This is a genomic window from Pseudomonas paraglycinae, from assembly GCF_021601625.1.
Classification (GTDB): domain Bacteria; phylum Pseudomonadota; class Gammaproteobacteria; order Pseudomonadales; family Pseudomonadaceae; genus Aquipseudomonas; species Aquipseudomonas paraglycinae.
On the sequence record NZ_BQHR01000003.1, the window covers coordinates 134,874 to 147,912 of the forward strand.

Sequence of the window (13,039 nt, forward strand, 5' to 3'; positions counted from 1 at the left end):
GATGCGATTGCCCCCACGGGATGCGTGGGGGCAATTTGTTTACTCCGCTACAAATTTCGCACTGACATACGGCGAGTAGTCAGGCAAAACGCTTTCGACCTTGCCCTGTTCCTTCAAAAATTTTGCCGTCTCACCAATTGCCTTCGCCGTGCCGCCGTCCAGCAGCGCCGTGGTCTGTTGCGCCTGGGCGTCCGGGAAGGCCGAACCCGCGAGCAATTCCGGTACGTCGGCAGCATTGGCACCGGTCAGTTTGGCGATTTTTTGTACAGGCACCGAGTCGGCTGTCCAGCTGTCTTTATGGGCGGCGTAATCCGCGAACGAGTCCAGAGTCACCTTGGCGAACTTGGCCACGACTTCAGGATGCTTCTCGGCAAAGTCCTTGCGCGCGACCCAGACTTCGAAGGTCGGCGCGCCCCACTGGCCGACCTGCGCGGCATCGGTCAGGGTCTTGCCGGTCTTGCGGATTTCACCCAGCGCCGGCGACCAGACAAAGGCACCGTCGATGTCGCCACGCTTCCAGGCTGCCGCGATTTCTGCGGGTTGCAGGTTCACCACTTTGACTTTCGAGGTGTCCAGGCCCCAGTGCTTGAGCGCACCGAGCAGGCTGTAGTGGGAGGTGGAAACGAACGGGGTGGCGATGGTCTTGCCGATCAGGTCTTCGGGCTTGTTGATACCGCTGCCGTTACGCACCACCAGTGCTTCGGCGGCATTGATCTGCGCCGAGACGATAAAGGCCACGATCGGCAGATTGCGCGAAGCAGCGGCCGCCAGCGGGCTGGAGCCGAGGTTGCCGATCTGCACATCGCCGGAGGCGATGGCTGTCACAACTTCCGGGCCGCTGTTGAACCGACGCCAGTCGATTTTCTCGCCGATGGCCTTTTCGTACACGCCGTCGGCCTGGGGGACTTTGCTCGGGTCAATACCGGTCTGGTAGCCGACGGTGAGGTTGGCGGCATGGGCTGAAAAAGAAATCAGCGCCGACACACAAACTGTAACAAATTGACTAGATAGTGCGCGTTTGGCCATCATGGCGTCGCCTTTTCGATAGGGTTTGACGAATCGGGGTTGCGTCAAAGCTAATCGATCTAAAAAAAGGCTAACAAATACCATTTAGTAATGAGCTTAGTCGCCGATACGCTGTATCCGGTGTGGATGGCAAATGGCTGGCCATATAGCTGAAAGGTATCAAAAAGAATTAATAAATTCTTTTTGGGTTTATCAGGAAGTCTTTACCCTGCAGGGACCAAATCACTGCGATTAGACCTTGGTCGTAGACATACAAGGTTACGATTGACTTGTCAGTCACGGTCTGGCGCTAATCGCGCATCTTAGGATCCAGGGGCATCAGACCCCGGACCAGGAACACAAGAATTAGAAACGAGAGGAGCGAAACATGAACAAGTCCACCTTGGCCCTGGCCGTGGCCGTAGGGGTTTTGGCGCAGCAGGCAGGCGCCGCCGGTTTCATCGAAGACAGCAAGGCCACCTTGGGGCTGCGTAACTTCTACATCAACACTGACAACCGTAGCGGCACTGCCGAACCAAGCCGCAACGAAGAGTGGGGCCAAGGCTTCGATCTGCGTTTCATCTCCGGCTACACCCAAGGCACCGTAGGCTTCGGTATCGACGCCATCGGCCTGCTGGGCGTACGTCTGGATTCGGGCGGCGGCACCAACGGCAACGTTGCTGCTAACGGTAATCCTGGCACCGCTTACGGCGGCACTGTTTTCCCAAGCGAATCCAATGGTCAAGCGGTTGATAACTTCTCCAGCCTGGGCCTGACTGCCAAAGCCAAGATTTCCCAGACTGAACTGAAGCTGGGTACCCTGCAGCCGAAGAACCCGGTCATCGTGACCAACGACGGTCGCCTGCTGCCACAAACCTGGCAGGGTGGCCAGATCACTTCCGGCGAAATCAAGGACCTGACCCTGGTCGGTGGTCAGATCGAGCACGCGAAGGGTCGTAACTCCAGCAACAATGAGCAGCTGTCTATCAACGGCGCGGCACCGCGTACCGTTAACAGCAACAAGTTCATTTACGCCGGTGGTGACTACAAGATCACCAAAGACCTGACTGCCCAGTACTACTACGGCAACCTGGAAGATTTCTACAAGCAACACTTCCTGGGTCTGGTCCACAACTGGGCAATCGGCCCGGGCGTATTGAAGTCTGACTTCCGTTACTTCAACAGCTCTGACGACGGCCGCAACGGCAACACGCCTGCTTACTTCAGCAGCGGTAACTACTCCGGTGTTGCCAGCGGTCGCGGTAAAGTCGACAACAACCTCTACAGCGGTCTGTTCCTGTACACCGTTGAAGGTCACACTTTCGGTGGCGGCTACCAGGTTTCCAACGGCAGCAGCGACTTCCCTTGGCTGAACCAGGGCGACGGTTCGTCTAACTACACCATCACCGACATGCAGATCCAGAAGTTCGGCCGTGCCGGCGAACGTACCTGGCAAGCTCGCTACTCGTATGACTTCGCCAAGGTTGGCGTACCGGGCCTGACCGCCGGTATGGTTTACCTGCGTGGCGATAACATCGACACCGTAACTTCCACCGGTCGTGAAAACGGCAATGGCGACACCGAGTGGGAACGCGACCTGACCATCGGTTACGTCGTGCCGGAAGGCCCGCTGAAGAACGTCGGCTTCATGTGGAAAAACGCTACCTGGCGTACCAACATCGCCGGTGTTCGCGACCAGGACGAAAACCGCCTGATCCTCAGCTACTCGATCCCGCTGCTGTAATAGCGCGCTCAGGTAAATGACGAAAAAAAGCCCCGTCCGGCATCGCGCCGGACGGGGCTTTTGCGTTTTCGGGTCCGGCTCACCCCCGTAAGCCTTTCCCGATGTTCCCCTCTTTACAGCAACTCAAGGCCTTCTCGAACCTTGAGGGCGATGTTCGTCGCGATGCTGCGGGACGTCCAGTGAACAGATGTTTAATATTCAATAAAGATATAAATATCTAGTTATTTATTCTTTTTAAGAAGATCGAATCCCGAGCTACAGTTGAGGTCTCCAACCACTCATCAGGAGCCGCACCATGAGCCTCAGACTTGGCGATATCGCCCCCGATTTCGAACAGGATTCCAGCGCCGGCAAGATTCGTTTCCACGAATGGCTGGGCGATAGCTGGGGCGTGCTGTTTTCCCACCCGGCGGACTTTACCCCGGTCTGCACCACCGAGCTGGGCTTCACTGCCAAGCTCAAGGACGAGTTCAACAAGCGCGGCGTGAAAGCCATTGCCCTGTCGGTCGACCCGGTGGACTCGCACCACAAGTGGATCGAGGACATCAACGAAACCCAGAACACCATCGTCAACTTCCCGATCCTGGCCGATGCCGATCGCAGGGTGTCCGATCTGTACGATCTGATCCACCCGAACGCCAACGACACCCTGACCGTGCGTTCGCTGTTCGTGATCGATCCGAACAAGAAGATCCGCCTGACCATCACCTACCCGGCGAGCACCGGGCGCAACTTCCACGAGATCTTGCGGGTGATCGATTCGCTGCAGCTCACCGACAACTACAAGGTAGCCACCCCGGCCAACTGGCAGGACGGTGAAGAAGTGGTGATCGTGCCGTCGCTCAAGGACGAAGACGAAATCAAGCAACGCTTTCCGAAGGGCTATCGCGCGGTGAAGCCGTACCTGCGCCTCACCCCACAGCCGAACAAATAAAGTCCAATCGCCAGCAGGCTGGCTCCCACAAGTGGGCGTTCCATGTGGGAGCCAGCCAGCCTGCTGGCGATGGCGGCGTCGAATGCGCCGCGCGCCTCCAATTTGTAACCACGATGCAGGGTTTCAGGCCGCTTTGACGGCCTGTTTTTTTGCCGCAAGAAAATGAAATGCATATCTCCATAAAGAATAACCAAATGAATAAATATGATTTATGGATATATGAATCAACTGGTAAGGTCACTGACATCGAAGCGAGATCGCAACCCGCGAATCGCCTGTAACGCGCAAGGAATCGTCTGAATGCTGGTCGTCTCACTCGGTGGCAGTCCCAGTCAACGTTCCCGCTCCGGGGTGTTGCTGGAGCGCTCGCAACGCTGGTTGCAGCAGCAAGGGGTGGAAGTGGTGAGTTATCAGGTGCGGGACTTCCCGGCCGAAGACCTGCTCCACGCCCGCTTCGACAGCCCGAAGGTGCTCGACCTGCTGCAACAGATTGAAAACGCCGATGGCCTGCTGATCGCCACGCCGGTGTACAAGGCGTCGTTCTCCGGCGCCCTGAAGACCGTGCTGGATCTGCTGCCCGAGCGTGCGCTGAACCACAAGATTGTCCTGCCGATGGCTACCGGCGGCAGCATCGCCCACATGCTGGTGGTCGATTACGCCCTCAAGCCTGTGCTGTCGGCGTTGAAGGCCCAGGAAATGCTGCAAGGGATTTTTGCCGAGGACAGCCAGATCGCCTACGGCGAAGGCAGTGCCCAGGCGCAGTTGGCGCCGGCGCTGGAGCAGCGGTTGCATGAAGCGCTGGACCAGTTTGTCAGCGCCATGGCCCGCCGGCCGAAGCCGCTGGAGCCGGGGCTGTTGAACGAACGTTTGTTGAGTGCTCGCTGGAGCATTTGAACCACACCGAAACTTGAAGTACTCACCTTACTCAGCCGCCAACGGCCAAGCAGGTGCAGCCAAAACCCAACAGCAAAAAGGAGAGCGCTATGCGCACTGTATTTTTGCGTCGTGGTCTGGTCGCTCTGTTTGCTGCGGCTGTGTCCTTCGGCGCCATCACTCAAGCTCAAGCCGAGACGCTACGGATCGGTTATCAGAAATACGGCACGCTGGTGCTGCTCAAAGCCAAAGGCACGCTGGAAAAGCGTCTCGCTGCTCAAGGCGTCGACGTGCAATGGACTGAATTCCCCGGCGGCCCGCAACTGCTGGAAGGCCTGAACGTCGGCTCGATCGACTTCGGTGTCACCGGCGAAACCCCGCCGGTCTTCGCCCAGGCTGCCGGTGCCGATCTGCTCTACGTGGCTTACGAGCCACCAGCGCCGAACAGCGAAGCGATCCTCGTGCCGAAAGACTCGCCGATCAAATCGGTGGCGGATCTCAAGGGCAAGAAAGTCGCCCTGAACAAAGGCTCCAACGTCCACTATTTGCTGGTGCGTGCGCTGGAAGACGCCGGCCTCAAGTACACCGACATTCAAACCGTATTCCTGCCGCCGGCCGATGCCCGCGCCGCGTTCGAACGTGGCAGCGTCGACGCCTGGGTCATCTGGGACCCGTACCAGGCCGCCGCCGAGAAACAGCTGCAAGCGCACACGCTGCGTGACGGCAAAGGCATCGTCGACAACCACCAGTTCTACCTGGCGACCAAACCCTACGCACAGAAAAATCCAGAGGTGATCAAGACCCTCGTGGAAGAAGTGCGCGCCGTCGGCGAGTGGTCCAAGGCCAACCCGGAAGACGTGACCCAACAGGTGTCGCCGCTGCTCGGCCTGCCGGCAGACATCACCCTGACCTCGGTGAAACGCCAGGGCTACGGCGCGCTGTTCCTGACCCCGGAAGTGGTCGCCGCACAACAGAAAATCGCCGACACCTTCTACCAGCTCAAGCTGATTCCCAAGCCGTTGAGCATCAAGGACGTGATCTGGACCCCGCCGGCCGCTGTGGCAAAAGCGCAGTAATTCGAATCCCCAAGGAGACCACTCCATGAGCCTCAACATCTTCTGGTTCCTGCCTACCCACGGCGACGGCCATTACCTTGGCACCGCCGAAGGCGCTCGCGCCGTCGACCACGGCTATCTGCAACAGGTCGCGCAAGCGGTGGATCGACTGGGTTTTGGCGGCGTGCTGATTCCCACCGGCCGCTCCTGCGAGGACTCGTGGCTGGTGGCGGCATCGCTGATCCCGGTGACCCAGCGTCTGAAATTCCTTGTCGCCCTGCGCCCCGGGATCATTTCCCCGACGGTGGCGGCGCGTCAGGCGGCGACTCTGGATCGCCTGTCCGGCGGTCGTGCGCTGTTCAACCTGGTGACCGGTGGCGATCCGGAAGAGTTGGCCGGCGACGGTCTGTTCCTCGATCACGAAGCGCGCTATCAGGCCTCGGTGGAATTCACCCGGATCTGGCGTCGGGTGCTGGAAGGCGAAACCGTGGATTACGACGGCGAGCACATCAGTGTGAAGGGCGCCAAATTGCTCTACCCGCCGATCCAGCAGCCGCGTCCGCCGCTGTACTTCGGCGGTTCGTCGGAAGCGGCGCAGGATCTGGCCGCCGAACAAGTGGAAATGGTCTTGACCTGGGGCGAGCCGCCGGCGGCAGTGGCGGAAAAGATCGAACAGGTTCGCGCCAAAGCAGCCAAGCTCGGGCGCACCGTACGCTTCGGCATTCGTCTGCATGTGATCGTGCGGGAAACCAACGCTGAAGCCTGGCAGGCGGCGGATCGCCTGATCTCGCATCTGGACGACGACACCATCAAACGTGCCCAGGCTTCGCTGGCGCGGTTCGATTCGGTCGGCCAGCAACGCATGGCTGCGCTGCACGGTGGCAGCCGCGACAACCTCGAAGTCAGCCCGAACCTGTGGGCCGGCGTCGGCCTGGTGCGCGGCGGTGCCGGTACGGCGCTGGTCGGCGACGGCCCGACCGTGGCGGCGCGCGTGAAGGAATACGCGGATCTGGGCATCGATACCTTCATCTTCTCCGGTTATCCACACCTCGAAGAATCGTATCGGGTGGCCGAGTTGCTGTTCCCGCACCTCGACGTCGAGCGTCCGGAACTGCCGAAAAGCGCAGGTTACGTCAGCCCGTTCGGCGAGATGGTGGCCAACGACATTCTTCCCAAAGCCGCGTCCCAGAGCTGAGGCGCCGCCATGAAGAAATTTATCCACAGCCTCGCGCCCTGGGCGTTGCCAGTGTTGTTGCTGGCGGTGTGGCAGTTGTCGGTGTCGGCGGGTTGGTTGTCGACACGGATTCTGCCGGCGCCGGTGGCGGTGATCGAAGCCGGCGTGAGCCTGGTGCGCAGCGGCGAAATCTGGACGCACCTGGCGATCAGCGGCTGGCGCGCCGCGCTGGGCTTCACCATCGGTGGCAGCATCGGTCTGGTGCTGGGCTTCATCACCGGCCTGTCGAAGTGGGGCGAACGCCTGCTCGACAGCTCGGTGCAGATGATCCGCAACGTGCCGCACCTGGCGCTGATTCCGCTGGTGATCCTGTGGTTCGGCATCGATGAGTCGGCGAAGATTTTTCTGGTGGCATTGGGCACGTTGTTCCCGATCTACCTCAACACCTATCACGGCATCCGCAACGTCGATCCGGCGCTGGTGGAGATGGCGCGCAGTTATGGCCTGTCCGGTTTCAGCCTGTTCTGGCAGGTGATTCTGCCGGGTGCGTTGCCTTCGATTCTGGTCGGCGTGCGCTTCGCCCTGGGCTTCATGTGGCTGACGCTGATCGTGGCGGAAACCATCTCCGCGAGCTCCGGCATCGGTTATCTGGCGATGAACGCCCGCGAGTTCCTGCAGACCGACGTGGTGGTGCTGGCGATTCTGATGTACGCGGTGCTCGGCAAGCTGGCCGACCTCGCGGCCCGTGGCCTTGAACGTGTGTGGCTGCGCTGGCATCCGGCGTATCAAGTGGCGAAAGGAGGTGCGGCATGACCGCTCAACAACCTCCACGCCTGCTGCGCGGGATTCCGCTGGCGGTGCGCAACCTGCAAAAGACCTTCGGCTGGCGGCAAGTGCTACGTGACATCGATCTGCACATTCCGGCGGGGCAATTCGTCGCGGTGGTCGGGCGCAGCGGATGCGGCAAAAGTACTTTGCTGCGCCTGCTCGCCGGCCTCGATCAACCCACCGGCGGCGATCTGCTCGCCGGGGCCGCACCGCTCAGCGATGCGCGGGATGACACGCGGTTGATGTTCCAGGAAGCACGGCTGTTGCCGTGGAAAAAGATCATCGACAACGTCGGTCTCGGCCTCAAGGGCGACTGGCGTGCGCAAGCCTTGCAGGCGCTGGATGCAGTCGGCCTCGCCGATCGCGCCAACGAATGGCCGGCGGCACTGTCCGGCGGGCAGAAGCAGCGTGTGGCCCTGGCCCGGGCGCTGATTCATCAACCGCGTCTGTTGCTGCTGGACGAGCCATTGGGCGCACTGGATGCGCTGACCCGGATCGAGATGCAGCAACTGATCGAACGTCTCTGGCAACAGCATGGTTTCACCGTGTTGCTGGTGACCCACGACGTCAGCGAAGCGGTGGCGATTGCCGACCGGGTGATTCTGATCGAGGACGGCGAAGTCGGCCTTGACCTGCAAGTGGAGCTGCCGCGCCCTCGGGTCCGTGGCTCCCATCGCCTGGCGGCGCTGGAAACCGAAGTGCTCAACCGTGTGTTGTCCCTGCCCGGCGAACCGCCGGCGCCGGAACCCGTTTCACCCTTGCCTACGCAACTGCGTTGGGCTCAATAACTCAAGCAAACGACAGGAATCAATGCCATGACTATCAAAGCCATCAACGTACGCAACCAGTTCAAAGGCGCGATCAAGGAGATCGTTCTCGGCGACGTGCTGTCGGAAATCGACGTGCAGACCGCTTCCGGCATCGTCACGTCGGTGATCACCACCCGTTCGGTCAAGGAGCTGGAACTGGAGGTCGGCAGCGAAGTGATCGCCTTCGTGAAATCCACCGAGGTGTCCATCGCCAAGTTGTAAGGGCGTGGGACAAAAACAACCCCGAAGGGTGTGAGCCCTTCGGGGTTTTTTGTGCCTGTCGCGTGCCGCGCTAGAGAACCCGCTTGGGCAGATAGGGCGGCAGATACAGCCCGATATAGGCATCGAACACCCGCATGCCTTCCTCGGCCATGCGCGGGGTGATCTGTCCGTGCTGTTGCACCGAGCGGGCGTAGACGCGGTCGCCCAGCTCCATGGCCAGCGCGAACACGTCCACATCGTCCGGCAGTCGCGGCAGTTCGAAGTGATGGTCGAACAGCTTGTGCATCAGGTCGCCGAGTTCGAGGTCGTGCTGGCGGTCGGCCTGAGTGACTTCGGTGAGGCCGTGCTGCGCGAGGATCAGCTGGCGGGCGGCGGCATCCTCGCCGTAGATCTCCAGCATCCGCTCCTCGACCAGCCGCGACAGGTCACGCCAGTCGCGCAGGGCATCGTGATCGATCGGCGCTTGCAGGCAGGCGCGGAAGGCTGCGTGTACATCGGCCGTCAGGGCTTCGAGCAGCGCCGGGACGCTGGCGAAGAAGTGGTAGACAGAGGAGGGCGGAATCTGTGCGCGCTCGGCAACGCTGTAGATCGACAGGCTCGCCACGCCCTCGGCGGCCAGCAGCGTGCGCGCGGCGTCGAGTATCGAATCGATCCGCGCCTGACTGCGGGCACGGGGTTTGCGGACGGGGGCGGGACGCGTCATGAAAGTCTCCTGCGGGGCAGCGGGCATTGTACGAGCCGGCTCTTGCGTTGTCTTGTCGGCCGCCATCGCTGGCAAGCCAGCTCCCACAGGTATCTGTGTCGAACACAAGATTTGAGTACACAACAGAACCCTGTGGGAGCTGGCTTGCCAGCGATCCGCCGCAGGCGGCCATAAAAAAACGCTGCGGGCTGATGAAGCCGGCAGCGCTTTTTATTCCTGCAATCCGCTTAAACGGTGTGCAGATACCAGTTGTACTCGAGGTCGGAGATGGAGTGTTCGAACTCCTCCAGCTCGCTCTCTTTACAGGCGACGAAGATATCGATGTATTTCGGATCGATGTACTTGGCCATCACTTCGCTGTCGTCCAGCTCGCGCAGGGCATCGCGCAGGTTGTTCGGCAGGCTCTGCTCGTTCTGCTCGTAGCTGTTGCCTTCGGTCGGAGCCGGTGGCTCGATCTTGTTGGTCAGGCCGTGGTGCACGCCCGCCAGGACCGAAGCCATCAGCAGGTACGGGTTGGCGTCGGCGCCGGCAACGCGGTGTTCCAGGCGGACCGCGTCGGCGGAGCCGGTCGGTACGCGCAGGGCCACGGTGCGGTTGTCCAGGCCCCAGCTCGGCGAGTTCGGCACGTAGAACTGTGCGCCGAAACGACGGTAGGAGTTGACGTTCGGGCAGAGGAAAGCCATCTGCGCGGGCAGGGTCTCGAGCACACCGCCGATCGCGTGACGCAGCGCGGCGTTCTGCTCGGGATCCTCGCTGGCAAAAATGTTTTTGCCTTCTTTGTCGAGAACCGAAATGTGGACGTGCAGACCGTTGCCTGCCTGGCCCGGGTACGGCTTGGCCATGAAGGTGGTGTCCATTTCATGGTCGTAGGCGATGTTCTTGATCAGACGCTTGAGCAGGACCGCGTAGTCGCATGCCTTGATCGGGTCGGCGACGTGGTGCAGGTTCACTTCGAACTGCGCCGGGGCACTTTCCTTGACGATGGCGTCGGCCGGGATGCCTTGCTCTTTGGCGCCTTCCAGAATGTCCTGGAGGCAGTCGACGTATTCGTCGAGGTCGTCGATCAGGTAGACCTGGGTCGAATGCGGGCGTTTGCCGGAGATCGGCGAGCGTGGCGGCTGAGGGCGGCCGTTCACGTTTTCCTGGTCGATCAGGTAGAACTCGAGTTCGAACGCGGCGCAGATGGTCAAGCCCAGCTCGTCAAACTTTGCAACAACTTGACGGAGCACTTCGCGCGGGTCAGCGAAGAAAGGGTCACCTTCGAGTTCGTGCATGGTCATCAACAGTTGCGCGGTCGGGCGCTTCTGCCATGGCTCGTTGCACAGGGTATCGGGGATTGGATAGCAGATACGGTCGGCGTCGCCGATGTCCAGGCCCAGGCCGGTGCTTTCCACCGTCGAACCATTGATATCCAGAGCAAATAGAGAGGCCGGCAGGTTGATGCCTTTCTCGTAAACCTTGTGGAGGCTGGTGCGTTCGATGCGCTTGCCGCGCACCACACCATTCATATCCGCAATCAGAAGGTCAACGTACAGAACCTCAGGATGTTCCTTAAGGAACGCGTTCGCTTCGTTAAGCTGAACGGCACGCGGGGGTACCGACATGATGCAACACCTTTGTTGTTAAAAATATCAATCATTGATCTTTTCTGGTTTCAGTCAACCCGAACGGCCTGCCGAAGTCAAGCGAGGCCTTTTCTGCCCTGAAAAAGCGCCACGAGGGCATTTATGGGGCACTTTGGGGCATTTTTTTATCCGTGAAGGACGCGCCACCCGCAGGCTTGAGCAGGCCGTGTTGTATTTTTTACGGGGGTGTTGTGTAAAAAAATGAACAAGGCTAAGCTCGGATCAAACCCATAACAGCAATAATACCGGGGTGCTTCATGTCTCGCCTGCCGTTAATCGGCGTCACCGACTGCTCTTTGCAGTCCGGTCTGCATGCTTATCACATCAGTGGCGACACGTCCGTCCGCAGCGCGGCCAGCAAGGCCTGCAACGTGCCAGCGATCTCCCAGCCCATGGCAGATCGAGCGCCAGCGTCCGATATTCTGGACGTGTGCGAGGGCATCCTCTTTAGCGGTTCTCCTTTCAATATAGATCTCTTTCCTGCTCCCGGCCTGCACCGCGTCCGTCGCCGTGCCCGTGATTCTGCACGCCCGGGATGTGCACAGGAAATGCAACGCCAGCGTAAAGGGCAGGTAAGCTCCTCCTTCATTGTCTATGCGCGGTGCCGGGCGTAAGCCGGCACTGCGCGCAAGCAAGGCCCTTTAACGCGACGCCTGGTGCGTCAAACATTGCCTGACATCTGTCAGGAGACTCAGCCCAGAGGCATTTATGAGTAACAACCTCGACCAGCTCACCGATTGGTTGAAAGACCACAAGATCACAGAAGTCGAATGCATGATCGGCGACTTGACCGGTATCACCCGGGGCAAGATCTCGCCGACCAACAAGTTCATCGCCGAAAAAGGCATGCGCCTGCCAGAAAGCGTTCTGTTGCAGACCGTGACCGGCGACTACGTCGAAGACGACATCTATTACGAACTGCTCGACCCGGCCGACATCGACATGATCTGCCGCCCCGACCAGAACGCCGTGTACCTGGTGCCATGGGCCATAGAGCCGACCGCCCAGGTGATCCACGACACCTACGACAAGCAAGGCAACCCGATCGAGCTGTCGCCGCGCAACGTCCTCAAGAAAGTCCTGAAACTCTATGCCGACAAGGGCTGGCAGCCGATCGTTGCGCCGGAAATGGAGTTCTACCTGACCAAGCGCAGCGACGACCCTGACTATCCGTTGCAGCCGCCAGTTGGCCGTTCCGGGCGTCCGGAGATCGGTCGTCAGTCGTTCTCCATCGAAGCGGCGAACGAATTCGATCCGCTGTTCGAAGACGTCTACGACTGGTGCGAATTGCAGGAACTGGACCTCGACACGCTGATCCACGAGGACGGCACGGCGCAGATGGAAATCAACTTCCGTCACGGCGATGCCCTGTCCCTGGCCGACCAGATTCTGGTGTTCAAGCGCACCATGCGCGAGGCCGCCCTCAAGCACAACGTGGCCGCGACCTTCATGGCCAAGCCGATGACCGGCGAGCCGGGCAGTGCGATGCACCTGCACCAGAGCATCATCGACATCGAGACTGGCAAGAACGTGTTCTCCAATGACGACGGGACCATGAGCCAGCTGTTCCTGCACCACATCGGTGGCCTGCAGAAACTGATCCCGGAATTGCTGCCGCTATTCGCACCGAACGTCAACTCATTCCGCCGCTTCCTCCCGGATACCTCGGCACCGGTGAACGTTGAGTGGGGCGAGGAAAACCGCACCGTGGGCCTGCGCGTCCCGGATGCCGGCCCGCAGAACCGTCGGGTGGAAAACCGTTTGCCGGGCGCCGACGCCAACCCGTACCTGGCGATTGCCGCGAGCCTGCTCTGCGGCTACATCGGCATGGTCGAAGGCATCAACCCGAGCGCGCCGGTCGTGGGCCGTGGTTACGAGCGCCGCAACCTGCGCCTGCCGCTGACCATCGAGGACGCCCTGGAGCGCATGGAAAACAGCGCGACCATCGAGAAATACCTGGGCAAGACCTTCATCACCGGCTACGTCGCGGTGAAGCGGGCCGAGCATGAAAACTTCAAGCGCGTGATCAGTTCCTGGGAGCGTGAGTACCTGCTCTTCGCCGTCTGA

Annotated in this window: 12 protein-coding genes; 9 read left to right on the forward strand and 3 right to left on the reverse strand. The window is 60.4% G+C overall.

The features are described 5' to 3' along the window. Nucleotides 1-39: 39 nt before the first annotated feature. Entirely contained in the window at nucleotides 40-1,029 is a 990-nt protein-coding gene (tauA, locus tag L6D82_RS05245; RefSeq protein ID WP_443577813.1) for a taurine ABC transporter substrate-binding protein, read from the reverse strand. Nucleotides 1,030-1,393: 364 nt separating this feature from the next. On the opposite strand from tauA, the gene L6D82_RS05250 reads away from it, so the two are divergent. The 8 genes from L6D82_RS05250 (at nucleotide 1,394) to L6D82_RS05285 (ending at nucleotide 8,644) form a co-directional block, all read left to right on the forward strand. Further along, nucleotides 1,394-2,749, forward strand: coding sequence for an OprD family porin (locus L6D82_RS05250; protein ID WP_085746735.1), 1,356 nt, complete (start codon nucleotides 1,394-1,396; stop codon nucleotides 2,747-2,749). A 295-nt stretch (nucleotides 2,750-3,044) separates the two neighbouring features. Next, on the forward strand, nucleotides 3,045-3,683 hold the full coding sequence (locus tag L6D82_RS05255) for a peroxiredoxin (RefSeq protein ID WP_085746734.1): 639 nt from the start codon (nucleotides 3,045-3,047) through the stop codon (nucleotides 3,681-3,683). Between the two features lie 300 nt (nucleotides 3,684-3,983). Next, on the forward strand, nucleotides 3,984-4,577 hold the full coding sequence (gene ssuE / locus L6D82_RS05260) for an NADPH-dependent FMN reductase (RefSeq protein WP_011336454.1): 594 nt from the start codon (nucleotides 3,984-3,986) through the stop codon (nucleotides 4,575-4,577). Nucleotides 4,578-4,666: 89 nt separating this feature from the next. After that, nucleotides 4,667-5,632 (forward strand): sulfonate ABC transporter substrate-binding protein, encoded by a 966-nt coding sequence (locus L6D82_RS05265; RefSeq protein ID WP_102717350.1) that lies wholly within the window; start codon nucleotides 4,667-4,669, stop codon nucleotides 5,630-5,632. Between the two features lie 25 nt (nucleotides 5,633-5,657). Beyond that, nucleotides 5,658-6,806: an FMNH2-dependent alkanesulfonate monooxygenase gene (gene ssuD, locus L6D82_RS05270; protein WP_236188257.1), complete on the forward strand. Its 1,149-nt coding sequence runs from the start codon at nucleotides 5,658-5,660 to the stop codon at nucleotides 6,804-6,806. A 9-nt stretch (nucleotides 6,807-6,815) separates the two neighbouring features. Continuing rightward, on the forward strand, nucleotides 6,816-7,598 hold the full coding sequence (ssuC, locus tag L6D82_RS05275; protein ID WP_007953525.1) for an aliphatic sulfonate ABC transporter permease SsuC: 783 nt from the start codon (nucleotides 6,816-6,818) through the stop codon (nucleotides 7,596-7,598). Continuing rightward, on the forward strand, nucleotides 7,595-8,401 hold the full coding sequence (gene ssuB / locus L6D82_RS05280; protein WP_236188260.1) for an aliphatic sulfonates ABC transporter ATP-binding protein: 807 nt from the start codon (nucleotides 7,595-7,597) through the stop codon (nucleotides 8,399-8,401). Before ssuC ends, ssuB begins: the two co-directional genes overlap by 4 nt. Nucleotides 8,402-8,428: 27 nt before the next feature. Next, nucleotides 8,429-8,644: a TOBE domain-containing protein gene (locus tag L6D82_RS05285; RefSeq protein WP_007953520.1), complete on the forward strand. Its 216-nt coding sequence runs from the start codon at nucleotides 8,429-8,431 to the stop codon at nucleotides 8,642-8,644. Nucleotides 8,645-8,714: 70 nt separating this feature from the next. Here L6D82_RS05285 and L6D82_RS05290 read toward each other — a convergent pair whose 3' ends face one another. Both L6D82_RS05290 and L6D82_RS05295 read right to left on the reverse strand, forming a co-directional pair. Then, on the reverse strand, nucleotides 8,715-9,347 hold the full coding sequence (locus L6D82_RS05290) for a TetR/AcrR family transcriptional regulator (RefSeq protein WP_085746732.1): 633 nt from the start codon (nucleotides 9,345-9,347) through the stop codon (nucleotides 8,715-8,717). A 227-nt stretch (nucleotides 9,348-9,574) separates the two neighbouring features. Continuing rightward, complete coding sequence (locus L6D82_RS05295; RefSeq protein WP_011336449.1) at nucleotides 9,575-10,951, reverse strand: glutamine synthetase family protein; 1,377 nt, start codon at nucleotides 10,949-10,951, stop codon at nucleotides 9,575-9,577. Nucleotides 10,952-11,680: 729 nt separating this feature from the next. On the opposite strand from L6D82_RS05295, the gene L6D82_RS05305 reads away from it, so the two are divergent. After that, nucleotides 11,681-13,039 carry a glutamine synthetase family protein gene (locus L6D82_RS05305; RefSeq protein WP_011336448.1) on the forward strand — a complete coding sequence of 453 codons (1,359 nt, stop codon included), beginning with the start codon at nucleotides 11,681-11,683 and terminating at the stop codon, nucleotides 13,037-13,039.

Coding starts and splice junctions, on each gene's coding strand:
- ssuB (WP_236188260.1), top strand. CDS start 7,595: ATGACCGCTCAACAACCTCCACGCCTGCTGCGCGGGATTCCGCTGGCG.
- L6D82_RS05285 (WP_007953520.1), top strand. CDS start 8,429: ATGACTATCAAAGCCATCAACGTACGCAACCAGTTCAAAGGCGCGATC.
- ssuC (WP_007953525.1), top strand. CDS start 6,816: ATGAAGAAATTTATCCACAGCCTCGCGCCCTGGGCGTTGCCAGTGTTG.
- ssuD (WP_236188257.1), top strand. CDS start 5,658: ATGAGCCTCAACATCTTCTGGTTCCTGCCTACCCACGGCGACGGCCAT.
- L6D82_RS05250 (WP_085746735.1), top strand. CDS start 1,394: ATGAACAAGTCCACCTTGGCCCTGGCCGTGGCCGTAGGGGTTTTGGCG.
- L6D82_RS05305 (WP_011336448.1), top strand. CDS start 11,681: ATGAGTAACAACCTCGACCAGCTCACCGATTGGTTGAAAGACCACAAG.
- L6D82_RS05290 (WP_085746732.1), bottom strand. CDS start 9,347: ATGACGCGTCCCGCCCCCGTCCGCAAACCCCGTGCCCGCAGTCAGGCG.
- tauA (WP_443577813.1), bottom strand. CDS start 1,029: ATGATGGCCAAACGCGCACTATCTAGTCAATTTGTTACAGTTTGTGTG.
- L6D82_RS05295 (WP_011336449.1), bottom strand. CDS start 10,951: ATGTCGGTACCCCCGCGTGCCGTTCAGCTTAACGAAGCGAACGCGTTC.
- ssuE (WP_011336454.1), top strand. CDS start 3,984: ATGCTGGTCGTCTCACTCGGTGGCAGTCCCAGTCAACGTTCCCGCTCC.
- L6D82_RS05265 (WP_102717350.1), top strand. CDS start 4,667: ATGCGCACTGTATTTTTGCGTCGTGGTCTGGTCGCTCTGTTTGCTGCG.
- L6D82_RS05255 (WP_085746734.1), top strand. CDS start 3,045: ATGAGCCTCAGACTTGGCGATATCGCCCCCGATTTCGAACAGGATTCC.